19 protein-coding genes are annotated in these 24,489 nt (G+C 60.2%); 8 read left to right on the top strand and 11 right to left on the bottom strand.

Going from position 1 to position 24,489, the window contains the following annotated elements:
- Positions 1–157 precede the first annotated feature (157 nt).
- A complete protein-coding gene (locus D0Y96_RS07335) occupies positions 158–382 on the bottom strand; it encodes a hypothetical protein (protein WP_117298655.1) in 225 nt (74 codons plus the stop codon).
- A 627-nt stretch (positions 383–1,009) separates the two neighbouring features.
- Here D0Y96_RS07335 and D0Y96_RS07330 point away from each other — a divergent pair.
- Together D0Y96_RS07330 and D0Y96_RS07325 are read left to right on the top strand one after the other, a co-directional pair.
- The gene (locus tag D0Y96_RS07330; protein ID WP_158562288.1) at positions 1,010–2,242 is read left to right on the top strand and encodes an acetate/propionate family kinase; all 1,233 of its coding nucleotides are present in this window, start codon (positions 1,010–1,012) and stop codon (positions 2,240–2,242) included.
- Between the two features lie 162 nt (positions 2,243–2,404).
- Positions 2,405–3,403 carry an SDR family oxidoreductase gene (locus D0Y96_RS07325; protein WP_117298756.1) on the top strand — a complete coding sequence of 333 codons (999 nt, stop codon included), beginning with the start codon at positions 2,405–2,407 and terminating at the stop codon, positions 3,401–3,403.
- Here the strand turns inward: D0Y96_RS07325 and D0Y96_RS07320 are convergent.
- The 7 genes from D0Y96_RS07320 to D0Y96_RS07290 form a co-directional block, all read right to left on the bottom strand.
- The gene (locus D0Y96_RS07320) at positions 3,400–5,094 is read right to left on the bottom strand and encodes a GMC family oxidoreductase (protein WP_252263539.1); all 1,695 of its coding nucleotides are present in this window, start codon (positions 5,092–5,094) and stop codon (positions 3,400–3,402) included. The two genes, D0Y96_RS07325 and D0Y96_RS07320, sit on opposite strands and share 4 nt — an antisense overlap.
- Positions 5,094–5,801, bottom strand: a complete 708-nt coding sequence (locus D0Y96_RS07315; RefSeq protein ID WP_117298653.1) for a gluconate 2-dehydrogenase subunit 3 family protein — start codon at positions 5,799–5,801, stop codon at positions 5,094–5,096. The genes D0Y96_RS07320 and D0Y96_RS07315 overlap by 1 nt, the downstream gene beginning before the upstream one ends.
- Positions 5,798–6,757, bottom strand: coding sequence for a hypothetical protein (locus tag D0Y96_RS07310; RefSeq protein ID WP_252263538.1), 960 nt, complete (start codon positions 6,755–6,757; stop codon positions 5,798–5,800). The genes D0Y96_RS07315 and D0Y96_RS07310 overlap by 4 nt, the downstream gene beginning before the upstream one ends.
- Positions 6,754–7,863: an enolase C-terminal domain-like protein gene (locus D0Y96_RS07305; protein ID WP_117298652.1), complete on the bottom strand. Its 1,110-nt coding sequence runs from the start codon at positions 7,861–7,863 to the stop codon at positions 6,754–6,756. Before D0Y96_RS07305 ends, D0Y96_RS07310 begins: the two co-directional genes overlap by 4 nt.
- A gap of 26 nt (positions 7,864–7,889) precedes the next feature.
- On the bottom strand, positions 7,890–9,635 hold the full coding sequence (locus D0Y96_RS07300; protein ID WP_117298651.1) for a thiamine pyrophosphate-dependent enzyme: 1,746 nt from the start codon (positions 9,633–9,635) through the stop codon (positions 7,890–7,892).
- Positions 9,636–9,830: 195 nt separating this feature from the next.
- Positions 9,831–10,358 (bottom strand): DUF1440 domain-containing protein, encoded by a 528-nt coding sequence (locus D0Y96_RS07295; RefSeq protein WP_117298650.1) that lies wholly within the window; start codon positions 10,356–10,358, stop codon positions 9,831–9,833.
- 176 nt (positions 10,359–10,534) lie between these two features.
- Entirely contained in the window at positions 10,535–11,005 is a 471-nt protein-coding gene (locus D0Y96_RS07290) for a hypothetical protein (RefSeq protein WP_147324966.1), read from the bottom strand.
- Positions 11,006–11,586: 581 nt separating this feature from the next.
- On the opposite strand from D0Y96_RS07290, the gene D0Y96_RS07285 reads away from it, so the two are divergent.
- The 3 genes from D0Y96_RS07285 to D0Y96_RS07275 all read left to right on the top strand — a co-directional run bounded on the left by D0Y96_RS07285 (position 11,587) and on the right by D0Y96_RS07275 (position 14,718).
- Positions 11,587–13,044 carry an alpha-L-fucosidase gene (locus tag D0Y96_RS07285; protein ID WP_117298648.1) on the top strand — a complete coding sequence of 486 codons (1,458 nt, stop codon included), beginning with the start codon at positions 11,587–11,589 and terminating at the stop codon, positions 13,042–13,044.
- Between the two features lie 161 nt (positions 13,045–13,205).
- Positions 13,206–14,312, top strand: coding sequence for a Gfo/Idh/MocA family protein (locus D0Y96_RS07280; RefSeq protein ID WP_117298647.1), 1,107 nt, complete (start codon positions 13,206–13,208; stop codon positions 14,310–14,312).
- 82 nt (positions 14,313–14,394) lie between these two features.
- The gene (locus D0Y96_RS07275; protein WP_117298646.1) at positions 14,395–14,718 is read left to right on the top strand and encodes an L-rhamnose mutarotase; all 324 of its coding nucleotides are present in this window, start codon (positions 14,395–14,397) and stop codon (positions 14,716–14,718) included.
- A 505-nt stretch (positions 14,719–15,223) separates the two neighbouring features.
- Here D0Y96_RS07275 and D0Y96_RS07270 read toward each other — a convergent pair.
- The 3 genes from D0Y96_RS07270 to D0Y96_RS07260 form a co-directional block, all read right to left on the bottom strand.
- Positions 15,224–16,000, bottom strand: a complete 777-nt coding sequence (locus D0Y96_RS07270; RefSeq protein ID WP_350448997.1) for an IclR family transcriptional regulator — start codon at positions 15,998–16,000, stop codon at positions 15,224–15,226.
- Positions 16,001–16,339: 339 nt separating this feature from the next.
- Positions 16,340–16,858: a MaoC family dehydratase gene (locus D0Y96_RS07265; protein WP_117298645.1), complete on the bottom strand. Its 519-nt coding sequence runs from the start codon at positions 16,856–16,858 to the stop codon at positions 16,340–16,342.
- Positions 16,859–16,922: 64 nt separating this feature from the next.
- The gene (locus tag D0Y96_RS07260) at positions 16,923–19,580 is read right to left on the bottom strand and encodes a glycoside hydrolase family 38 N-terminal domain-containing protein (protein ID WP_158562286.1); all 2,658 of its coding nucleotides are present in this window, start codon (positions 19,578–19,580) and stop codon (positions 16,923–16,925) included.
- Positions 19,581–19,717: 137 nt separating this feature from the next.
- Here D0Y96_RS07260 and D0Y96_RS07255 point away from each other — a divergent pair, with 137 nt between their 5' ends.
- From D0Y96_RS07255 to D0Y96_RS07245, 3 genes are all read left to right on the top strand, one after another.
- Positions 19,718–20,395 carry an SGNH/GDSL hydrolase family protein gene (locus tag D0Y96_RS07255; protein ID WP_147324965.1) on the top strand — a complete coding sequence of 226 codons (678 nt, stop codon included), beginning with the start codon at positions 19,718–19,720 and terminating at the stop codon, positions 20,393–20,395.
- Between the two features lie 237 nt (positions 20,396–20,632).
- On the top strand, positions 20,633–22,471 hold the full coding sequence (locus D0Y96_RS07250; RefSeq protein WP_117298642.1) for a cytochrome c3 family protein: 1,839 nt from the start codon (positions 20,633–20,635) through the stop codon (positions 22,469–22,471).
- Between the two features lie 186 nt (positions 22,472–22,657).
- Positions 22,658–24,331, top strand: coding sequence for a tetratricopeptide repeat protein (locus tag D0Y96_RS07245; protein ID WP_117298641.1), 1,674 nt, complete (start codon positions 22,658–22,660; stop codon positions 24,329–24,331).
- Positions 24,332–24,489 lie beyond the last annotated feature (158 nt).

Below are 24,489 nucleotides of genomic sequence, written 5' to 3'. Positions count from 1 at the left end.
AAAACTAAAATTGGTTACGGGCGCCAATTATCTCTGGCTCACGGCTCATTGTCTTCAGCCCTAAGGTGGATAAAAATATCAGTCCTACCGAAGCCGATGGCTTCGCTTCTCGAATCCTGCATGCGGGAATCCAATGATGACTGCGCCGGAGAAGTCGCTACTTATCCACGCGCTGGTAGCCCAGAGATTCAAGATCGGGCAGTGACGCCTTCGCTCCTGCGAGAGTCGCGTAGCGATCTCGCTCAAAGATCTCTTTCATCGCAGCCAGCTCATCTCCGGAAATGCCGGAACGAAAAAGACGCCGTATGCAGAGGACGCACTTCGACCAGGAACCGTGTCCCTCATAAACAGCGGGAACACCCTCCGTAGCCACGACCAGCATCCGCACGTTCTGCCGGCGCTGCAAACCAGACATCCCAATGAGATGGATACGAAATGTGAATTCGGAGGAATTACATCGATGATTCATCGTCAATAGAGTGAAGTCAGCGTGAACGCTCTACTGCGAAAACAATACCCGGCAAACTGCCCGCAGACGACCCACACAGTAATGTCATGATGCGCGTTGCGGGATGCTCTGAAAGCAGAAAGCTGCACGAGATCAGGCGAAGCATTCAGTACCGCCTCAGGGCGTGCGTGCAGAAAGTATACTTTTTAAGCCGTCGACAGCGGATCAATCAAAAGATTGAAAATTATACCCATCCTGCCGGCTATGGATCGTATGCGTGTCGAATATCGTTGCTGATTCAATCTTCAACCAGCAGTTTCGATGCAGAATTAGCTCGGCAAGCAGACTTATGCTGACATCGAGGCATCGCAGGAAGGCATCTTTTAATGAGTAAGAGGAGGCCCATCCGATGCCGGAACAGAAAACCATCAGACACGTCGAGCAGGGTCTCGGAGAGAGCAAGTCCCCGTCAACAGCCGCACAGGGCTGGCATGAGGCATCAGCGAGGGCTGCGGGAACCCGAGCCAGACACAAAGCCGCATGAACAGAAAGAGGCCTGCCTTGCCAGCGACGATCCTCACTCTCAATCCGGGCGGTAATTCTCTCAAGGCGGAGTTTGTGGAATGCCGCGCGAGCCAGCAGTACGCCTTCGAGGGCCGGACACTTCTCAGCGTAAGCATTGAGGGTATCGGTAAGGCGTCCGAAATTTCGATCTTAAAGGGAAAAGAGAAAACATCCACAGAGGCCATTTCGGCGGGGAGCTACGAACAGGCAGCGTCGAGCTTTCTGAAATGGTGCGACAATCGATCCCATTCCGGTGAGCATGCAGAACTCTCCGATGTCGGAGCCGTGGCCATTCGCGTGGTGCATGGCGGGCGCGACTTTGTGGAGCCCGCCCTCATGGATCAGCACGTCATCGACAGGATCACTCAATTCGAGAAGCTCTCACCTTTGCACAACCAGAGCTCGATTGAAGTGCTGGCGCCGGTGTGCTGCCAGTTTCCCGGCGTGCCGGTGTATGCGGTCTTCGACACCGCCTTTCACCACACGATGCCGGATCACGCCTCGTTATACGCAATTCCACCTGACCTTGCAGAGCGGCACCAGATTCGACGCTATGGGTTTCACGGCATATCTCACCGTTATCTTCTGGAACGGTATGCGCATCTCGCGGGTAAGGTTCCGGAGGAGTGCAGCATTGTTTCGACTCACCTTGAGAGCGGCTGTTCGCTGACAGCGATTGAGAAGGGTCGATCAGTCGACAATACGATGGGCCTTACACCGCTCGAAGGGATGATGATGGGCACTCGTTCCGGAGACATTGACCCGTCGATCGTAGCTCTGCTGATGCGCGAAGAACATATGGCAGTGGATGACGTCATGACGCTCCTTAACAGGAAGTCAGGCCTTCTTGGAGTTTCAGGTGACTCACTGGACACAAGAATCCTTATGAAGGAGTACGAATCGAATCCGAGGGCAAAGCTGGCGATGGATATGTTCGCCTATCGCGTGCGTAAGGCGGCAGGCTCTTTCGTCGCCGCGCTGGGCTCCGTCGATGCGATCGTCTTCGGAGGAGGCATTGCGGAGAACGGCCCATTCCTGCGAAGGGTAGTGTGCGAAGGCCTGTCAGGCTTCGGTCTCAAGCTGGACCATAAAGCGAATGAAGAGTTGATCGATCAGGAAGGTCTTCTGTCGACTTCCGGCTCACCGCTTAAGGCGTGGGTGATTCCGACGCAGGAAGGACTGCAGATGGCGCATGAGTGCGTCCGGAAGATGAGCATGAAGGATCAGTGAGATATGTGAATGTGAGCCTTCCCGATCCTGCATCGTCTTCGATCGCAAGAGACAGCGCGCTATCGGTGCTCATTCGGGAAGCTTCCGAAAGCGTTGATGCTGTTTCGCTCCCCTCTATTCGCATCCAAGAGATTGTATGGATTAGACATGGAGGGAAACAAAATGCGGCCGATCCTGAATGTGGTGATTACAGGGGCTTCAGCCGGGCTTGGACGGGCCATCGCTCACGAATTTGGAAAGACCGGCGCCCGGGTAGGCCTGATCTCGCGCGATCTGCCGGCGCTCGATGCGACAGCAGCAGAAGTGGAGCGTTTGGGAGGAACAGCAGCGACCTATGCGGCCGATGTCAGCGATGACCAAGCAGTAGAAGCGGCTGCAGCTTCCTTTGAAGAACGACTCGGCCCAATCGACATCTGGGTCAACAATGCTATGGTCTCCGTGTTCTCGCCGATCAAAGAGATGGAGGCTGCAGAGTTCAGACGCGTCACAGAAGTGAATTACCTTGGCTACGTGCATGGCACGCTCGCCGCGCTGCGCCGGATGCTGCCACGGAATCGCGGTCGAATCATCCAGATTGGTTCGGCTCTGGCTGTCAGAAGCATTCCTCTGCAATCCGCTTACTGCGCAACGAAGCATGCGATCGTCGGCTTCACGGATTCGCTGCGGTGTGAGCTTTATCATGACAGCAGCGACGTAAAGGCGATCGTTGTTCATATGCCGGCGATGAATACCCCACAGTTCACCTGGGTGAAGAGCCGGCTTCCGAATCTGCCTCAGCCTGTGCCTCCGATCTATAAGCCGGAAGTGGGCGCCCGGGTTGTCGTTCATGCTGCATTCGCGTCCATGCCGAGAAGAGAGTATTGGGTCGGAGGGTCGACGGTGAAAGCCATCGTGGGCCAGAAATTCATTCCTGGCCTGCTGGACTTTTATCTGGGCAAGACCGGCTACAAAGCGCAGCAGAGTCCGGAGCCCGATTCTCCGGATCGGCCGAACAACGTCTGGCACTCGGTTTCGACGGACCTCGGCGCGGATGGACCGTTTGACAGAAAGTCCAGGTCATTCAGTCTTGAAGCCGAAGTGTCGAAGCATCGCGGGTGGTTTGTCTTCGGATGCGGGCTGATAGGAGCTGCCTTTTGCGCAAGGAAGATTCTTGCCCGCTAGGCGATGCGCGGATTTCCCTTGAAGTGTGTGTAAGGCGGGCTCAGGTCATATCGGATTCCCGGTTCTTCCTGATCGCGTCGACTGGAGTAGAAGATCGTATCGCCCTGCCGGATCAGATAATCCGCGGTACGCGCGGCCAGGGCCTGGATGGTAAGGCCCGGATTCGCAGACCCCTGGGTCGGGAGGATACTGCCATCACAGATGAATAAGTTTGGAACATCATGGGTGCGGCCGAACTTGTCGACGACAGAAGTCGAAGGGTCGCTCCCCATACGAGCAGCGCCCACCAGATGAGCGTAGCGCGACTCCTGCACCACCTGTTTCGCTCCGGCGGCCCACATAATCTCCATCACCTTGTTCCTGCCAAATTCGATGAGCTTTTTGTCGTTGTCGTGAAGGTTGAAGGTGACCTTCGCAACCGGCAGGCCGTGCTGATCTTTCTCTTCGGCCAGCTCGACCCGGTTATCCTCCCACGGCAGAATCTCGCCGAGGACGCCAAGCGTCGCCCAGTGGTTGTAGTCCATCATCACGCGGCGCATTCCCCATCCCCATGCGCCCATGGCCACAGCCATCTGCTTCGCAAACGCGACAGGAAGCGGCCCTACTGTCTGCACGGCGAAGCCACGCGCGAAGCCGCGGCGTGGATCGGTCTCGTAAAACTCTTCCGTCAAAGCATGCGCCGGCGGCGCTTTGTAGAGACGAATAAGCTCATCAAATCGTCCTGCTACAACATTGCCGGCCTGGGCCATTAAGTACTTGCCAAGCGTTCCGCTGGAATTCGCCAGGCCATGCCGATGACCCGGGCATGCGGAATTGAGCAGCAGGCGCGGCGTCTCAATGGCGTAACCGGAGACGATGACGGCGCGGGCGCGCTGGAAGTGCTCCTTTCCTTCGCGGTCTATATAGATGACGCCATCCACCCGGCCGTCTCCGCGCAGACTGATGCGAGCCGCCATGGAATGCGCGCGGATATCGGCTCCGTGCGTAATGGCATCCGGTACATGGGTGATGAGAGTGCTTGCCTTTGCTCCAACCTTGCACCCCTGCAGGCAGAACCCGCGATAGATGCAGTGCGGCCTGTCTCCATGGGAGGCTGAGAGGATGGCGACAGGCCCGCCGGCAACAGAACGAAGGCCCAGCTTTGTGCAGCCGCGAACCAGCACATCGCCGACACCGCCGAGCGGATGCGGCCCATAAGGATGACCATGCGGATCGCCCCAGGGAAACCACACCGGACCGGCAACGGGAATCTCCCGTTCCAGCAATTCGTAGTAAGGCTTCAGATCCCAATAAGACATCGGCCAGTCGGCGCCCACGCCATCTTCGGAGTAAATGCGGAAATCAGAGGGATGAAAGCGCGGCGCGAAGGCTGCCCAGTGAACAGAGCCTCCACCCACTCCCTTGCCGCTGTTGTTTGCGCCCAGGGCCAGCGGATGCGTTCCTCCGGTGATGCGCAGATCATTCCAGTAAAGCTCGTGCGAGCCTTTTTCATCGCTGACCCAGTCTTTTTCCGTGTCCCAGAACGGCCCGGCTTCGAGTCCGACTACGCGGAATCCTGCCCGCGCCAGGCGCTGCACCAGCACTCCGCCTGCACTTCCTACGCCGACGACGCAGTAGTCGACAGTCTCATGGTCGGCAAACCGTCGCACAGGCGAAGGAAGGACCTGCATCGGACCAAGGCGATGCGGCATCAGTGACTGTCCTCTAACTGTGAAAGTGAATCGATGGGCTCATTCCACTCATAGCGCTGTTCGTCTTTCTCCCAGGGCTCAGGCAGGCCGTTCTCAAGCCGCATGTATCCACGAGGATATGCAGGGCCGCCAAAGCCGATCTCGTCCCATGCCCAGGGGTGCGAATAATACGCCGTCGCGCAGTCTTCCATGAGGAGCGCCCAGAATCGATGCAGCGGCATCCTGTGCCAGACGGCGTTGTCGGGCTCAGGCTTTCCGTCGTGCAGCGATTTCAGAATCAGCTCCTGCCGGTGAACGGTGAGGTCAGTGAAAGATTCTTTGAAACGTGACTGAGCCATCTCATCGATGGCCCGGATGGCAAGCCTATAGGCCTCCTGATCCGGCGGCATATCCTCATAGCGAAACCCGTTCAGGGAATTTTTGTAGAGCCGCTCGTCGATGACAGAAAGAACAGGTATGGTGCGGTCTTCGGCACGGTCATCCTGCGGCATGACTCTGTCGACGACCGCGCCAAGCAGTGCGGCCTCTTCCTGTGAGAAGAAGCGAATCGGCGCAGTCTTCTCAACACGCTCGGTGACAGTCTTTCTCGTGGCTTCTTCCCAGCTCTTCTTCTGGGCAAGCGTGCTGTAGCCGGGGTAATAGCCCGGCTGTTCGAGATCCCGCAGCTCGCCGCCGGTTGCGCGGCAGGGAAACGACCTTCGACTCATTTTTTCTCTCTCCGAAGAAGGCTGGCTACAAGCCCGAGAAATCCACATGCGGCGAAAAGGAGCGGGGCAAAGACAGGCGGTCCATAGAGGATGTTGTACAGAGGCTTCTTTATGCCTCCCGGCCTGCGCACGATACCGCGTGCGTGGTAGCAGAAACCGGCAGCCCCGTCAGCGAGCGCCAGCGCGGCGACAGCCGGAAGCGCGGTGTTGGCGATCCGGCGGCTCTTCATTGCGCCAACGCCTGCCGCCATCAAAAGCGGTGTCAGCAGGACCGGCGTCCACTGCGCCTTGTAGCGAAAGTTTGTTTTGTAATGCGAGTAGAGCGCTTCGACACCGCTGAAAAATGCCCACAGGACAGTCACTGCGGAGAGATGTTTCTGGAACCTTCCATGCCGGAGGTTCATTCGCCAGTCGGAGCTTTGCGGCTCGAACCATTCTGTGAGGTGCTGCGCCGGCCGATCCAGATCCTCTTCGCGGCGCAGATACGAGGCCATCAACCCCAGATATGCGCTCGTGCCGAAGAGCAGCGGCGCGAAGATCGGCGGACCCATAACAATGTTCGTGACGGGAAGACCCCATCCGCCGGGCTTTCGAGCGATTCCGCGCACGTGGAAGAAAAAGCCGATGACTCCGTCCACGAGAGTGATCACACTCACCCAGCGGAGAAGCGTGCGAGCCGCGAGACGGCTCAACATTCCCGACAGTCCCGCGGCGGCGAGAGCTCCGCTCAGAACGACCGGCGTATACATGACCGGATTGCTGTAGCTCCCTTTGTAGTGCTCATATCCAACTTCGAGGCCGCTGGCGATGCTGGTGGCGGCGACAATAAGACAGAGGCTCCGCTGAAAACAGCCTTCGCGCAGATGCTCGAGCGCCGTGACCACGGCTGAGGACAACGGCGCAGGCAGATTACGATCCGCGCTCCGTTCCAGCGCCGTCGTAAGAGTGAACGTCATTTGTTTCTCCACACGAGGAACCGTTCCGCATCGCGGTGCCGGAAGATGAGGCCCATACCGGGCCGCGACCGGTCCGGTCTTAGCTGCCCATCTGTGGGTGGGATGAACCCATCGAAGAGCATCTCTTCGATGCGCGCGTGATCGTGGAAGTATTCGACGTGGCGAAACTGTGGAACCGCACATCCGACGTGCATGTGCAGTGACGGAGCACAGTGCGCAGAGACGGGGCACCCGAAGCTGGCCGCGATGGCTGCTGCTTCCAGAAAGCCGGTGAATCCTTTACAGCGCGTCGCATCCAGCTGCAGAACATCGACCGATTCCGCTTCAAGCATCCGTCGAAAATACAGGGAGTCGTATCCATACTCGCCTGCTGCGATCTCCATAGCGTCGGGAGCCCGGTCACGCACCCGCCGCAGACCGTCGAGATCGTCGGAGCTGACGGGCTCTTCAAACCATGTAACGCTGAACTGCTCAAAGCTGTTTGCGAAAGCGATGGCCCGCCGCGCGTCGTAAGCGCCATTCGCGTCCACAAACAGGTTTACGGAGGGCCCGATCGCCTCCCGCGCCGTGCGAACCCTCTCCAGATCCGCAGCCGGTTCCGCGCCGATCTTCATCTTGACGCTTTTCAGACCGTCCGCTGCCCAGCCGGAGAGCTGTGCAGCCAGTTGCGTGTTGCTGTAGGTGGTGAACCCTCCGCTCCCGTAAGCCATCACGCCGGCATGCGCGGCGCCGAGCAGATCGGCAAGGGAGCAACCGAGCAGCTTCGCTTTGAGGTCCCAGAGAGCTACGTCCAGCGCTGAGATTCCCATCGATGCAATGCCGCGGCTTCCATCATTGCGGACCTGGGCCACCATCGATGCATGAAGGCCGGGAATATCGAGCGCCGGCTTGTGCAGCAGGCATTTCCCGGCCAGGTGATCCGCTATCCATGCCGTTGCTTTGCTGCCGTAGGTGTACCCGAGCCCGATGTGGTTCGCTGCATGAATCTCGGAGACGATAAGGGTCGTCGAATCCCATTGCAGCGTGCCATCGCCTTCCGGTGCGTCGGTCGGTATCGTATAGGCGGAAACCTCCACCTTCTCTACCGAGTTGGCCGGCAGCTTCATGCTCAGGGTGCTCCTCATCGAATGGGTTATATGAGCTCGCGGACAGTATCATGCGCATTGGTCAGCGCGATCTTCATACGGTTCGGCTCGCCGCGCACAAGAGCCTCAGCCAGTTTGAGAGCCTGCGAGGCCTTGATCTTCGCCGGCATCGGAGGCGTGAACTGATCGACGACTGCCTCGATGAGTACGGGACCGGGACGTCCAACGATGCTCTCCAGCTGCGCTCCGCAGGCCGCCGGGTCTTCGATCCGAATACTCTCGATGCCCGCGCCTCTGGCGATCGTCACAAAGTCAGCGGGGTAGAGGTCACATGCGTATTCCGGATTTCCCAGGAAGACCATCTGCTCCCATTTGATCTGCCCAAGCGTATTGTTCTTGATCACGACGATTTTGATATTGAGCTTGTATGCGGCAACCGTGATCAATTCGCCCAGAAGCATGCTCAGGCCGCCGTCTCCGATAATGCAGCAGACGGGCCGGTCAGGATAGGCGACGGCTGCTGCAATCGCATAAGGCAGGCCGCATGCCATCGTGGCGAGATTTCCTGAGCAGCTATGTTTCTGTCCGCGCAGCGCGGGCACATAACGCGCCCACCAGGTGGTGATCGTTCCTGAATCGGAAGTGACGATTGCGTTCGACGGTATGCGCTTACCGAGCTCCCAGCCCACGACCTGGGGCTTCATCGGCTTATCCGCGCGCGTGCCACGCTCCTCCATCAGCTTCTGCCATTCTGCTTTGGCCTTTTGCGCCTTATCGAGAAAGCCTTTCCCATGTTTTTCGAGCAGAGGAAGCAGGGCGCGGATCGTGTTCTTCGTGTCTCCGACCAGGCCGACATCGGCCGGATGACGAAGGCTGATCCGCTGCGGATCGATATCGATCTGCACACACTTGACCGAGCCGGGCTCGGGAAGGAATTCGATGTATGGAAACGATGTTCCCGCCATCAGAAGCGTGTCGCAGCCTTCCAGCGCGTCCTGCGAAGGCTCGGTCCCCAGCAGGCCGATCCCGCCTGTCGTATAAGGGCTGTCATCCGGCACGGCGGCTTTGCCCAGCAAAGCCTTGACGATCGGCGCGCCCAGCGTCTCCGCCAGCTCTTCGAGCTCCTGAGTCGCATGCAGCGCTCCCTGACCGGCCAGGATCGCGATCTTCTTTCCGCGATTGAGAATATCCGCCGCATGCTCCAGCTCGATTTGCGCGGGAACCTGATCGAAGTACGCCGGAATGGCCGAAGTGTGATGAATGGGATTTCGCTCGGAGCGCCCCTTTTTGATCTCCTGCACCTGCACATCGACCGGAATCGTAATATGAGCGACACCACGGGAAGAGAGAGCGCTGCGGATCGCCAGATCGGCCACGCTTTCCATGTGGGCGCCGCTCATGATCCGCTCGTTGTATACGGCAACGTCGATAAAGAGCTTGTCGAGCGCCACATCCTGCTGTGTGAAGGTGCCAACCAGATCGCTGTGCTGCATGCCTGTTATCGCAAGAACAGGCGCGTGATCCATCTTCGCGTCATAGAGGCCGTTCAGAAGATGAATGCCTCCCGGTCCGGAGGTTGCAATGCATACCCCCAGCCTGCCGGTGAACTTCGCGTAGGCGCACGCCATGAAGGCCGCGGCCTCTTCATGCCGTACGTGGATGAAGCGTATCCGCTCCTGCTGCTTGCGAAGCGCCTCGAAGACGCCGTTGATGCCGTCTCCCGGCAGACCGAATATCGTGTCGACGCCCCATGCGAGGAGCCGCTCAACGAGTACATCTGACGCGTTGCTCATGACTGTCTCCGGAAAACGGTGGGATGGTCTTTCCTGACTGGATACTGGTTAGGACGCGCATTTGTTCGCACGGGTTTGATCGCGGAGTGCAGGCTGCAAAACATCTCCGGAGAGTATGTCCGGAAGCGCAGCGAATCACGGAGCCGTCTCTTCGCAGCCGGCCTTATGGCGCCACAGGAATCTGCGCAGCGCCGGTCATAATGCGCTGCGAAGAATGCGCCGGGCAAATTCGGTGGTCAGTCCATAGACGAGATGCGCCGAGAGGTGCGTTGCAAGCTCCGCTTTCGGCTGCTCTGCGGGAGGCGGTCCAAGCTGCAGCACAGGCACGCCGATCAGATCGGCTCCGGTAAACAGCGCGCTTCCGAAGGTTGTGCCGAAACCGGATCGCACTCCCGGCCAGTATTCGGCCAGCGCTCCATAAAAGGCGCCCATCAGGGAGCCGAAGGCATAGTGCACGACGGGGCCTGCTTTCTCCCTGGCCTCCCAGGAGAGATGCAGTCCGCCGGTTGCTGTGCTGACCACCGTGTCAGCCACTTTCATGGTGGCATCCTGCTTCGGCATCTCGTCCGCTTTTTGATCCTGCTGGTTCTGCCCGGCATACTGGACAGCCTGCTCCAGCTTCTTTCCGGGCCCGGCAATAAAGCTGTTCATGATCCAGGAGGCCAGCATGCCGCCTGCGGCGCCGGCGATGGCTCCCCGCAGAAGATGTCTCCGTTTGTCCATATTCCATCACCTCCAGGATTGTGGTACTGTTCCTGAGTTCTGAGATGCAATGCGGGCAGAGGAGTGGAAGGGTTCTTATGTGTCGTTATCGTCCTGTCCAGAGACGCGTAGAGAGTTTTTCCTCCGGAAGCGCGTTTCCGACCCGGATGAATTCGCCTTCGACGGTCATGTGGAAGTCAGGAGGAGCAATATAGACTGTGCCCTTCTTCACCGGGGTATGATCGGCCGGATGCTGGTGAAGAACTGTGGCGAGCTCTCGCATCTGCGGCGGCCACCTGTCCCGGAGGCATCTCTGCCTTCTGCGGAATGGCCGGAGGATCGCTGACGGATTTTGCCTGGGCGCGAATCTCCTTCAACATCACAGAGCCGGAAAAGAGCGGATCTCCCGCCAGGCGAAGCATGTCTTTGAGCTGGGCTGCCTTGCTGCACAGCCTGTTGTCCTCGGTTCCGGACAGGGAAGCATGTCCTTTTTTGCTGAGGATCGTTTCATACGCATGGCGCGCCAGCCCGCGATAATGCAGGCACTCTCTGGTATCCAGGGCATTGCGCGCCGCCAGCGCAAAGGTCATGCCGATATCCGCTTCAATAAACAGGTGACCGGAGAAGGCGGCCTTCACCTCCGACCAGACTACCAGGCAGTCCCTCATCGAAGTTCCGGGAACGCCGGGCCGAAGGAAAGGCCAGCATGCTGCCGGTCAGCGTTCACGCAGGTGAAAAGGGCAGTCATGCAGTTGAATCTGTGGCGTTAGATGCAGAGAGCAGGGAATCGGTGGCTCCGGTACGCAGACACTCTCGCATTTCCATCGGCCCCGGCATAAAAGCGGGAGCGGGATATTTCTGTCGTGGGCCAGTTTGAATGGTTTTGGGAAGGGTACGGCTTCACAGTTTGCGGAAAAATTCATGATTTCCGGGATGCGGGTGCGGTCCGTAGTTTGGGTAAGCGGTCTTTGTGGGCTTTTGAGTGCCGGACACATTACGGCTGCGTCATGGCCCCTGCGAACCCCTGGAAACCACAAAATTCATGCAGAGGGAATACAGGCTCAGGAATGCCCGCCGCCCCCAAACCCTCCCCGGAACCCAAATCTGCGAATTTCTTGCTGTTCCGTATATGAACTTTGTATATCGCTAATGATAAAGTGTTTGCCGGGTCGATTCTCCGTATTCCGCCGCACGCAATCTGCGCGGTGTCGGAAAATGGCTAACACACCGTGAGAAGGGAAAAGAGTTCATGAAGGTATCGAGGCGGGCATTTTCAAAGGGCATCGTCTTTGCGGCATCCGGTCTTGCCATCGGAGAAACGACCACGCGGGTGTGGGCGCAGGTTCAGGGCGAGCACATCCAGACATCGAGCGGGCATCCGGTCCCTGCCATTCAGGACACCGAGACGCCGGAGCAGAAAAATGCGCGCCTGCACTGGTTCCGCGAGGCGCGCTTCGGCATGTTCATTCACTGGGGTCTGTATTCCATCCCCGCCGGCCGCTGGGACGGCAAAGAAGTTCCCGGCATCGGCGAGTGGATCATGAATCACGCCTCCATCCCCGTCGCCGACTACAAGGCGCTCGCGCCGAAGTTCAATCCCACGAAGTTCAGCGCGGCAGAGATCGTGGGCCTCGCCAAATCCGCCGGCATGAAGTACATCGTCATCACCTCCAAGCATCACGACGGCTTCGCCATGTTCGACTCGAAGGCCGACCCCTTCAACATCGTCCAGGCCACGCCCTTCAAACGCGACCCGCTGAAGGAGCTCGCCGCCGAATGCCGCAGGCAGCACATCAGGCTCGGCTTCTACTACTCGCAGGACCAGGACTGGACCGCGCCCGGCGGCGCTGCCTACAAAACCGGCGACCATCAGCCCCCCACCTTCCACTGGGACCCCGCGCAGAACGGCAGCTTCTCTGAATATCTGCACAAAAAAGCCATCCCGCAGATTCGCGAGCTTCTCTCCAACTATGGCGAATATCCCGCCATCGTCTGGTTCGACACGCCGACCAAAGACATGACGCCCGAGCTCGCCGGCGAGATCGTCAAAGTGCTCAACACCGATCCCCGCCTTATCTGGAACAACCGCCTCGGCGGCGGCTACAGCGGCGATACCGAGACGCCCGAGCAGTACATCCCCGCCCAGGGCTACCCCGGCCGCGACTGGGAATCCTGCATGACCATGAACGACACCTGGGGATACAAGCAGGACGACCTCAACTTCAAGAGCACCGAAACCCTCGTGCGCAACCTCATCGACATCGCCAGCAAGGGCGGCAACTATCTGCTCAACATCGGCCCCATGGCCACCGGCGAAGTCCCCGCTCCCGAGGTCGAGCGCCTGCAGCAGGTAGGCAAGTGGCTCGCCGTCAATGGCGAAGCCATCTATGCCACGCAGCCCACGCTCTTCGGCCCCGAAGCCGGGTCCTTTTCACCGACAGAGACCGGCAAAGACGGCAAGCCAAAGTTCATCCCCAGCTGGAAGTGGCGGTCGACCACCACGGCCGACCGGATCTACCTCCACATCTTCGAGTGGCCCGGCAGCACCTTCCACCTCGACAACGTGCCGCGCAACGTGACCGGAGCATATCTGCTCGCCGGTAAAAAGCGTCTGAAGGTCACAAAGACCGGCAGCGGCATCGACATCGCTCTGCCCGAACAGGCGATCGATCCCATCGCCACCGTGGTGGTGCTGAAGACGGCATAATGGTTCCAGCCTCCGTCGGCCAGGCTGTTGCATCGCAGTGACAGTCTGGCTCGAGAGAAAGCCGTCCTGGCGCGGACCGCCGCAGTGTCTCTCGCTGCCGCTTCTGCGCCGGGCATTCGCCGTGCGGCATAATGGCTGCGCGAAGGAGCACAGACATCTTCATGGCATCCGATCATCCCCGGTCTCCCTCTCTTCCCGACACACAGTCCATCGCGATGCCGCGTCCGAAGCAGCTTCGGCCCATCATCGTCATCGGCGCCGGCGGCATCGTGCGCGCCGCTCATCTGCCCGCCTACGCAAAGGGAGGCTACTCCGTCATCGGCATCATGGACGAGGTGCCGGAGCGCGCCGAGTCTCTGGCCGCCGAGCGCGGCATTCCCCGCGCCTTCCGCACCCTCGACGAGGCCATCCGCTTCGCTCCGCCCGATACCGTCTTCGACGTCGCCGTTCCCGCCTCGCAGCTCGTCCACATCCTTCCGCACTTCCGCGACGGATCGGCCATCCTCATGCAGAAGCCCATGGGCGACAACCTCGCGCAGGCCGAGACCATCCGCGATCTCTGCCGCAGCAAACACCTCACCGCGTCCGTCAATTTTTCGCTGCGCTACTCGCCCAACAATCTCGCCGTCCGCGCCCTCGCCGCCGCCGGCCTGCTCGGCGAGATCCACGACATCGAGGTGCAGACCAGCACCTACACGCCCTGGCAGCTCTGGACCTTTCTCGCCGTCGCGCCGCGTCTCGAAATCCTTTACCACAGCATCCATTACTTCGATCTCATCCGCTCCTGGCTCGGCAATCCCCGCGCCGTCTCCGCAAAGACCGTCAAAAGCCCGCAGACCCCGAACCTCGCGCCCACCAAAACCGTCGCCATCCTCGACTATGGCGACTCCACGCGCGTCTTCGTCGCCACCAACCACAGCCACAACTTCGGAACCGCGCACCAGCACAGCTTCGTGCAGTGGGAGGGCCTGAACGGCGCGGCCCGCATGACCATGGGCCTCAACCTCGACTACCAGTCCGCAAAGCCTGACTCCGCCGAATACGCGCCCCGCGGCTACAGCGATCCCGCCTGGATTCCGGTCCCCATCAGCGGCAACAATTTCCCCGACGGCTTCATCGGCACCATGGGTGAGCTGCAGGCTTACGTCGAAGGCTCCGTCTCCACGCTGCCCACGCACTTTGACGACGCATACCAGACTATGGCCCTGATCGAAGCGCTCTATCAGTCCAGCGAAAACGGCGCGGCATGGGTTTCGCTCAAAGGCTGATCGCACCGGCCCTTACAACATCGACCCGGATCGCGGCTCATATCAGGACCATCCGGTCCGGCACTTTCCCGGAGGAAGCACAATGAAGCGATATGGAATGGTCATCCGCCTGCGGCCCGAGCACGAAGAGGCTTACCGGGTCTCGCACGCCGCCGTCCCGGAGGGTGTTCTTCGCACCATCCACGCATGCAACATCCGCAACTACTCCATCTTTCTCCGCAATTCGGTGCTCTACGGCTACTTCGAATACATTGGTTCCGACTACGCCGCCGACATGGCCAAAATGGCCGCCGACCCCGCAACTCAGGACTGGTGGGCCATCATGGAGCCTATGCAGGAGCCTTATCCCGACCGCGACCACGGCACCTGGTGGGCTTTAATGGACGAGGTCTTCCACACCGACTGAGCAGTGTCTGACGAATCGGTTTCCGGTAAAGTTTTGTATCAGGGCACGACTTCAGTCGTGCCGTAATGAATTCTGGAAAAGACAGGGGCTTCAGCCCCTGCATCTCGCGCCAGCGAGACCGGTAGAAGCCCCCGGCTTTAGCCGGGGGAATAGGAGGCACAAAAAAGAAATGGGGCTTCAGCCCCGGCGAATGCTCCATATCCGCTTTGTCCGGGTGCCGGGTGCCGGGTGCCCCATCCTTTGCGCCAATTCTGGCGCAAAGGGTGGGAATGCAGAACTTCCGATAAGAAGTTTTTGCTTTGTATCAGGGCACGGCTTCAGCCGTGCCGTAACCGTCCCCAAAAGACCGGGCTTCAGCCCTGTGCTTTCCTCAGCCGGAAGCAATGGCTCAGGCGCTGCGCCAGGGGTGCCCCACCTTCGCCGCTTATTGTTGGCGGCTAAGGTGGGAGAGAAACAAACCTGAACCCTGCAGCCCGCCGGACCGTTGACATGATCCTCTGGAAAGCTACTCCCCGCCGATCTCCTTCGAAATCTCGAGGCACGCCCGCTGCAGATGGAAGCGCACATCCTTCGCCGTCGTCGGATCTTTGATCCGCTTCAGAAAGGGAACGGAGAGCGCGGCGATCGCAAATCCCTGATCGTCAAAGATTGGATAGCTGATATTGATTACGCCGTTTACCTGATAGCTGGCGCGCTCCTCGAAGCCTCTCTGCCGAATCCGGATCAGATGCTTGTGCAGATCCGGCGGCACCTCTTCGTTCGTGTCGCGCTGCCATTCGAGAATCGCCCGGTTGCAGATCTCCGGCCGCTGGTGCGCCAGAATCACATGCCCCGTCGCCGCTTCCATCAGGTCCACGCTCGATCCCGCCTTGACGTAAAAGCCCGTGCTCGTCGGCGCGTCCACCTGCGCCAGAATGATCACCTGCCCGCCGTCCAGCACGCCAAGATGGCACGACTGGTTGATCTTGTGCGTCACGTCATGCATCACCGGCAGCGCCTTCGCCGTAAGCCGCTTCACCGGCGGATGCTCCTGCGCCAGCTTGAACAGTTTCAGTGTCAGCCGCAGCCGGTCCTCTTCCGGCGACTGCGCGATATAGCCGCGCTGTTCGAGGCAGACCAGCATGCGGAAGATCTCCGAAACCGTCCGTCCCAGCCGTCGCGCGACCTCGCGTTTTGTCAGCTCATCTGACGTGGAAGCAAACAATTCAAGAATATCCAGCCCTTTTTCAAGGGCCGGAGTAGTGTATCGAGCAGCCGTTTCAGCTTTGCCTCTTCTGGCCACCAGGCGAACTCTCCTCATTGCACGGTTGTGGGGCAGATGTGATGAGCATTTTACGGCATTTCCCGAAGACCGCGGCATTTTCAGCCGCGCAGCCCTCTGCAGATCGCCCAATATGCCTGGCAAAATCTTCCTCATCTCTGCCACACCTTCCGGTGAGAGCCCTCCGCTTACACCGGCAACTCCATCTTTCGCGCAGCGAAGGGTGGGAAGGCAAGCTTTGTATCAGGGCACGGCTTCAGCCGTGCCGAAACTGGACTAAAAAGAAAGGGGCTTCAGCCCCTGTTCTGTATAAATCCCAAAATTTCTCCGCTTCGGCCCTTTTTCAAAGCACAAGCCCACTCACCGCGCGATGGCATTCTGAAACGCGGCCGGATCGTTATACTTCGCTGTCTGCAGGTGCTCGCAGTAAAGCACCAGCTCGCCTGGATGTTTGAATACCTCGTACGACACGCGCACCAGCCCCATATCCGGATACTTCGGCGCCTTTTCCAGGTTGGTGCGAATCGTATAGATCGTGTCTCCGATAAATACCGGTTTGATAAACCGCAGCCGGTCGTACCCGTAGCTGAAGGTGTGCACGCAGTTGTGCGCCATCAGCCCCAGCCCCAGGCTGAAGACAAACGCTCCCGCCACGATCCGCCGCCCGAAGATGCCCTCCTCCGTCGCAAACACCTCATCGGCGACATACGGATGCATGTCCATCACCAGCGCGTTGAACGCCATGCTCTCGCCCTCTGAGATCGTGCGCCGGATCGACCGCATCCGCTCGCCGATGACGAAATCCTCAAAGTGCCAGTCCTCCGTGTGAAAGAGCGGAATCTCCTTATGCTTTGCCGGGTCGGGATTCGGATTCTTCATCGCTGTCTGTCCTTCGCTGTTGCTCGTTTCCTGTCGCCGTGTTGTGCCTCTGCGCCGCCGCCCGCTACTCGCCAAAGGGCGGATGCCCGATCAGGCTCGCATCGTACGTATCCAGCGCCGGATGCTTCTGCTCCGGCACAAATGCATCCCACTTTGTCACCGGCTCGGGCTCGGCCACGCTCGTGCTCGTCTCAAAGTGCAGCGTCACAATCTGCTGCGGACGCACCGGAAAGCTGTACCGTGAGGATTTGCCTCCGCTCGATATCTTCCGTCCCGCCAGGTCCGTGAATGTGACGCCGTTGTGCGGCAGCAGCAGCCTTACCTCCGCCTCGCCCGCCACGCCAAAGCACTCTGCCAGCCGAACCTCGATGTGATCGCCCTCGCGGCGCATCGCCTCCACCACCACATTGCCCGACGTGGTCAGATACGACTTCGGCTCCATCTTCGCCCGTCCCGCAATCACCACCGGCTCGCGGTTATACTCCCACGCCGCCTGCGGAATCGCCGCCTGCTCCCATCCCTCCTGGTGGGGAAGCAGCGCATACGGCATAAGATGTCGTCCCCTGCCGCTCAGCCACGCATTCTCATAGCCCCAGTACTTGTCTTCCGCATTGATCAGGTAAATCGCCGCGGTCCGCTCATCCAGCTCGCGTCCGCTCAGCCCGCGGTCGAAGAGCGCAATCCCGCCTCCACCCGTCAGCGAATAATCGGTCCACCGTACCGCCGGCACAATCCCCTTCGTCCATCCATGCCGCTCCGGGTTCGGAGCCGACCACGCCCCGTGCGAAAACCCATACGGAATCCCGCGCCTCACCTCCGGAATATCCTCCGCGAGAGGGAACTGCGCGAACACCACCGTGTAATTCGGAATATCGTTCAGCTCCGTCTCGAAATCGATCCGCGGATGATCGTGGTAAAGCCGTATCGAGCGCCGCAGCGTGCCGCCGCCATAAAACTTTCCCGACACCACAATCGTCGTCGCCACTGCGCCCTTCATCACCTGAATACTCGACGGACCCTCCGCCGAAGTCGCCAGCCGCTCCTGCTCCGGAATCGGCGGCATGTGATCGCCCGCATCGTCCGGCTTCTTTCTCGGCCGCTCGGCGAGAATGCGATTCGCCGCGCCCGCCAGCAGCTCGCGCCCCGTCGCCTTCAGCTTCAGGCTCGCCACATCGCCCGTCGCCGCATCCATCTTCACTACGTAGTATTTCGTCTCGATCGTCTCCGCCACCTCAGCCGGTACTGCTGCTGCAGGAGCCTTGTCCGAGAGCCGCCATCCTCCCACGCTCACCGATGGCATATCGACCTGGCACAGCACCGACCCATCTTCGAGCGCCTCACATGCCACCCCTTCCAGGCTCTTACCCTGCGGCAGCCGCAGCGCCACCGGATCGTTCCGCCTCCAGTTCAGCGGATTGAACAGACCCACATTGCTGCCCTCTTTCACCAGGCTCGCGCCCGCCGACTCGAAGGCATCACCGGTGGTCTTCTTCACCCACATCATGCGGTCCTGCACATCCCACGACTGCTCGCTCACAAAGACCATCCCGCCTGCCGAGCCCCAGATCGTGTTCCGGTCCATGTTCAGACACATCAGCACCCACGCATCGTTGAGCGCCTGCGCGGGATACACATGCTTCGCCGTCAGGCTGGCAATCGTCGCCAGCGCCTCCGCCGCCTGCAGCGCCTGCTCGTCGCGGCGATACCAGCTCTTCACCGTCTGATTCTCGATCCAGAACGCGTCGAAGTCGTACGCCGTGCCGCCATGAAATACCGGAATCGAAATCCGTCCCGCATCGATCTCCGGCCGGATCACATCGACATATTTGCTCAGCGTCGTAAAGCGAACCTTTCGTCCCGGCTCTGCCTCCCGCCACTGCTGCAGAAATTTGCTCGGATACTCCTTCACCGTCGGCGCCAGCGAATAATCCTGGCTGCCGCCCAGCACCATCACCGGAGCACCCGCGGGCGTAATGCCGTCCTTCTTCTCGAAGAACGTCTCCAGCTCATGCAACTGCGCGCCCGTCAGCGGCGTCTTCGTCGAGAAGATACTTCCCGCATCCGTATAACTCCCCGGACACAGCGTCAGAATCTTCGAGCCATCCGGCGCCACGCTCCAGTAAAGGCTCCTCCCCGTCGGATTCCTGCGCGTATAAATCATCGCCTCCAGACCCAGCCCCGAGGCGATCTGCGGCATCTGGTCGTGGATGCCGCACGTATCGATATTCCACGCGAATCGCGGCGTCAGCCCGAACATCTTCCGGTACCAGCGCTGCCCCATCACGCCCAGCCGCACCAGCGCCTCGCCGCCCGACAGATTCACTCCCGATTCGAGAAAGAAGGCGTTCACCAGCTCCACGCGCTTCTCCGCGACCCTCTGCTTCAGCTCCGGAATCCTCTGCGGCTGAAAGTTCATGATCGCGATGATGTTGTTGATCTCCGAGAGCACAAACTCGTAATTCGGATCGTCCCGCACCCGATCCAGATGGCTCAGGTAGCTGTTCGCGCAGTAAATCCGCTCCTTCGAGAAGGTCGTCAGCCAGCCGCAGCTCGCCGGATGAAAGTTCGGAACGATATACACATCGCGCTGCGTCCCCGAAGGCAGCGCCAGCGACTCGCCCCGCGCCATCGTCGCGGCTGCAATCGTCGCCATCGCAGTTACAAATTCGCGGCGGTTCCATATCAGGGAGTTTTCCCGGTTCAACATTTCCCCGTTCGGCATTTCGCTCTCCTTCATCCGTGCGTCCGTGATCCGGCAATAAATTTACATGTAAACAAATATTTTGTGTATAAAAAATACAGAACTACGGCTTCTTCCTCCCGCCTCACCGGGTGCGATCATCGAAAAAGGAGAACTCCATGCCCCGTCACTTCCTCCGCGTCCTCTTGTCCGCCTTCGTCCTCCTGCCCCTCTTTACCGTTCCCGCCATCGGCCGAAGCGAAAGAATGGTCGCCGAAAAGATCGAATGGACCTGGGAGGTCACGCCCGATCATCCCCAGGCCGATCTGCCCAGCGTCCTGCTCGTCGGCGACTCCATCACCCGCAATTACTATCCCGCTGTCGCCGAGGACCTCGCCGGCAAAGCGAACGTCTATCTCTTCTCCTCCTCCATCTCCATCGGAGATCCCCGCCTCGTCGCCGAGCTGAAGCAGTTCTTCGTCATGGAGCACACCCGCTTCCGCGTCATCCACTTCAACAACGGAATGCACGGCTGGGGCTTCTCCGAGGCCGAGTACAAAGCCGGCTTCCCGGCGCTCGTTCGGGAGCTGCGCCGCGCGCAGCCCGCGGCAAAGCTCATCTGGGCCAACACCACCCCCGTCCGAAAAGACAATCCCGACGGCGCCACCAACGCCCGCGTCACCGCGCGCAATGAAATCGCTGATGCAATCGTGAAGCAGGACCGCATCCCCCTCGACGATCAGTACGCCGTCATCCATCAGCATCCGGATATGTACAACGACGACGTGCATCCGAATGAAAAGGCCAGCGCCATCCAGGCCCGCCAGGCAGCCGACATGATCGCGAAGCTGCTGTAACCTCGTCCGCGGCACAGCCCGTGTGGTCCTGGCGGAAAGGCACGATTTCAGCCTGTGCCGTCACAAGCCGCCATAAAATTACTGGGTGCCGGATGCCTGGGTGCCCCATCTTCGCCGCCCGTAGTTGGCGGCTAAGGTGGGAGCCCGATCTTTTGTTCGGCCGGCACAGTCGTCTCTTCGTGCGAAACATCGCCCGGATCGCCGATCTTTCCCGGCACCTGTTTAGAATCGGAAACCATGCGGCAGCGAATCCTGCATTTGTGCGTGAAGCAGCTGAGACGGTGGAGCCTTCCCCTCATCCTGATTCTGTGGATCGCCTCCACCTCCCGCCCTCTGCCTCCTGTTCGAGCCGCGCAGACAGCGCCGCGAGCCGCACAGGCGCAGCCGCCCTCTGCGCAGAGCAGTCAGCTCGCGATGCCCTCGCAATCCGCCGCCACCTGGCTCGGCTCTGACGCATGTGCCGTCTGCCACCGCCAGATCTACGACGAATTCAAGCAGACCAGCATGGGCCGCTCCATCGTTCCGGTCACACCCGCTCTGCTGCAGACCATGCATCTGCCGGTCAGCTACGACGATCAGAAGCTGAACCGGCATTTTTCCGTCTACGCGCAGAACGGCACGCTCTATCAGAGCGAGTCGCAAATCGACGCCTCCGGGCACGAGGTCTTCCGCGACATACATCCGCTGCAGTGGAAGATCGGCGCCGGAGAAAATGGTTTCGGGCTTCTCACCACGCGCGATCACTATCTCTTCCAGGCGCCGCTCTCTTTTTATGCGAAGCCGATGAGCTGGGGGCCCTCTCCCGGATACGAATTCGCCGACTACGGCTTCAACCGCCCTATCCTCGCCGGATGCATCATCTGTCACAGCAGCAGACCGAACCCCGTGCCCGCCGCCAACGGCCGCTATGAAGATCCTCCATTTACCGAGGCGGCCATCGGCTGCGAGCGTTGCCACGGCCCCGGCTCCACGCACGTCCAGGCTATGGAGGGCCGCATCAGCCGTCCCGCGGGCGAGGACTTCATCGTGAACCCCGCGCATCTCACTCCCTACCTCGCCAATAACATCTGCATGTACTGCCATCAGACCGGAGACGTCAGAATCCTCCAGCCCGGCAAACACTTCAGCGACTTCCACCCCGGCATGCCGCTCGACGATGTCCTCGCGATTCTCAAAGTGCCGCCCACCCGCGAATCGCCGCCCGACGACGATCACGTCGAGCACTACTACTCCATGACGCTCAGCAAGTGCTACCGCGCCAGCGGTGAACGCCTTCGCTGCATCACCTGTCACGATCCGCACATCGAGCCCACCGCGCAGGAAGCCCCCGCGTTCTACAACAAGAAGTGCCTCACCTGTCACACCACGCACAGCTGCACTCTGCCCGCCGCGGCGCGCCGGCGCAGCACGCCTGCCGACAACTGCATCGGCTGCCACATGCCGAAGCGCGACATCCAGGCCATCTCGCACTCCAGCGCCACCAATCACCGCATCGTGCGCCGTCCCGGCGAGCCTTTCCCTGACGTCACCTTTCAGCAGACCAGCGCCGGGCTGCCCGACCTCATCCATCTCGACCCCGCTCCCGGAAAGCCCGCCTCCGCGCTTCCACCGCTCACGCTTCTGCAGGCCTACGGCGAGCTCGCGGAGAACAAGCCGCAATATCTCGCGCCCTATCTCAAGGTCCTCGATCAGCTCAGCCAAAGCCAGCCTGACAGTGCACTCGTGCAGGCCGCGCTCGGCCGCAAAGCGCTGAAGGATGGAGACACTCTTCAGGCCGCCGATCATCTTCGCCGCTCTCTCCAGCTCGATCCCGCGCAGCCCGCCGTTGCCGGAGACATGGCCGATGCGCTGCAGAAGCTCGGCCATACGGACGAAGCCGCCGCGCTCCTTCGTAAAGCCGTAGATCAGGACCCCTTCAATCCCGTTCTGCATAAGAAGCTCATCGTGAGTTACATCGCACTGCATCGGTACCCGGAGGCGAAGGCTGCGATCGAAACCTATCTCAATATCTTTCCGCAGGATTCCTTCATGCGGCAGATGCTCGCCCGCGTGCAGGGCGCGTCCACAGCCCGGTGACCCATTGCCGGGTCGTGCCTGGGCTTGCATTTGCTTTGTATCAGGGCACGACTTCAGTCGTGCCGGAACTGGCGAAAGGTAAGCCGGGCTTCAGCCCCTGAAGCACTCCATTATCAAACTGAGACATCACCCATCGCCGGTCTGCTTTGCCGCCGGCGCGCCGGAGCCGTATGATACGGGCTCAGCATGAGTCTGTCTGAAACGGGTCAGGAGAAGCATCGCCGCATCGCCGCAGGCCGTTGTGTGAATGCGGCGCTCTTCGCACTGCTGGCATTGTGCCTTGCGTCATCCGCCGCCTTCGCGCAAAACCCCTCCGGCTGCAGCGGCTCGGCCGATCTCGAACACGCTGTCGCCGCGCATCCATCGGCCTCTGCGTGGAACGCCCTCGGCGCATGGTTCGGCAGCCGGAATCAGCTCACCTGCGCCATCGGCTCCTTCGAATCCGCGCTGCGTCTCGCGCCCGATTCCTGGGAGAGCCATTACGATCTCGCCCTTGCGCTTCTGAATCAGGGCAACGCCGCGCGTGCCGTGCAGCAGCTGCGCCGGGCATCGCAGCTCAGGCCTGCATCGCTGCAGATCCACGCCGCCCTTGGCGTCGCGCTCAGCCGCACCGGCCAGAACGACGCCGCCATCCCTGAGTTCCGAATCGTTCTCCGCTCCGATCCATCCTCTCTCGCCGCTCTCGACGGCATCGCCAAAGCCCTCACCGCTCAGAAAAAATACGCCGAGGCCATCGCCGCACTGCGCAGCGCGCCGCACGATGAGTCGCATCATGATGAGCCGCTGCAGCTCGATCTCGCCGCCGCGTATTCCGGAGAAGGCGACACCGCCTCCGCCATTCGCATTCTCTCCGCCCTGCTCGCAGGCAATCCCTCGAACCTTCAGGCGCAGGTCAATCTGGGACTCGTCTTCGCCTCTGCATCGCGTTATGGCGAAGCCGAGGATGCACTCCGCAAAGCCGACGCGCTCAGCCCCGATAATCCAGCCGTGCTCACGCCGCTGGCCATGGTCCTCTCCCGCCTCGATCAGAAAGATCAGGCCATCGACGTTCTCCGCAAAGTCTGTGTCATCGAGCCTTCGTCTCCCGAGGCGCATCTGAATCTCGGCATCGCCCTCGCCGACGAAGTGCAGCTCAGCAATGCGCTCGCCGAGTTCACCCAGGCCGTCCGCCTCGCGCCCGGCAGCGCCGCGGCCCATTACAACCTCGGCCGTCTCCTGCTCGACATGCAGCGCAACAGTGAAGCGAAGCCCGAGCTCGAGGCCAGCGTGCATCTCGATCCGGCACTCTCCGGGTCGTGGTATCTGCTCGGTCTCATCGCCATGCACTCTTCAAACGACAGCGAAGCCATCGCCGACTTTCAGAAAGTCGCCGCTCTCGATCCGCATAACCCCGAGGCCCACTACATGCTGGGCCGCGAAATGCTCAACAAAGACGACCGCGCGGGAGCCATCGCCGAATGGCGCAAAACCATCGCTATCCAGCCGAACTACGGTGAGGCGCTCTACAACCTCGCGCGCCTGCTGGCCAAATCCGATCCGCAGGAATCGAAGCTGCTCGAATCCCGTTTCCAGAACATGCAGCAGCAGCAGCACATCACCGACCGCGCCCACCTGCTCGGCAACTTCGCGCTCGCCTCCGCCGGCGCGCATGACTGGCCGCAGGCCATTTCACAGATGAAGCAGGCTCTCGCCATCTGCGGCGCCTGCTCCGACCTGCCGCAGCTCCACAAAGACCTCGGCCTCATCTATTGCCACTCCGGCGATTTTGAGCACGGCCGTGAAGAGCTTCTCGCCGCGCAGAAGCTCTCGCCCAGCGACGAAGACATCCGGAAATCCCTGCAAATACTGGCAAAGCAATAACGTAGCGGCCTTTCGCTGTGCTCTCTCCTGTGCCTTCTGCCCATCGGCAGGGAATCCCCGCGATACATCCCAAAAAAATTGCCATTGACAATCCTTTTTGCGCTCAGCTATTTTTTCGGCGTTTGACAAGCAAACTAATTGTTTGACATGTAAAACAA

This window comes from Paracidobacterium acidisoli (assembly GCF_003428625.2).
GTDB lineage: Bacteria > Acidobacteriota > Terriglobia > Terriglobales > Acidobacteriaceae > Paracidobacterium > Paracidobacterium acidisoli.
Note: the sequence above shows the minus strand (reverse complement) of the source record. Positions and strands in the feature narration are given on the sequence as shown.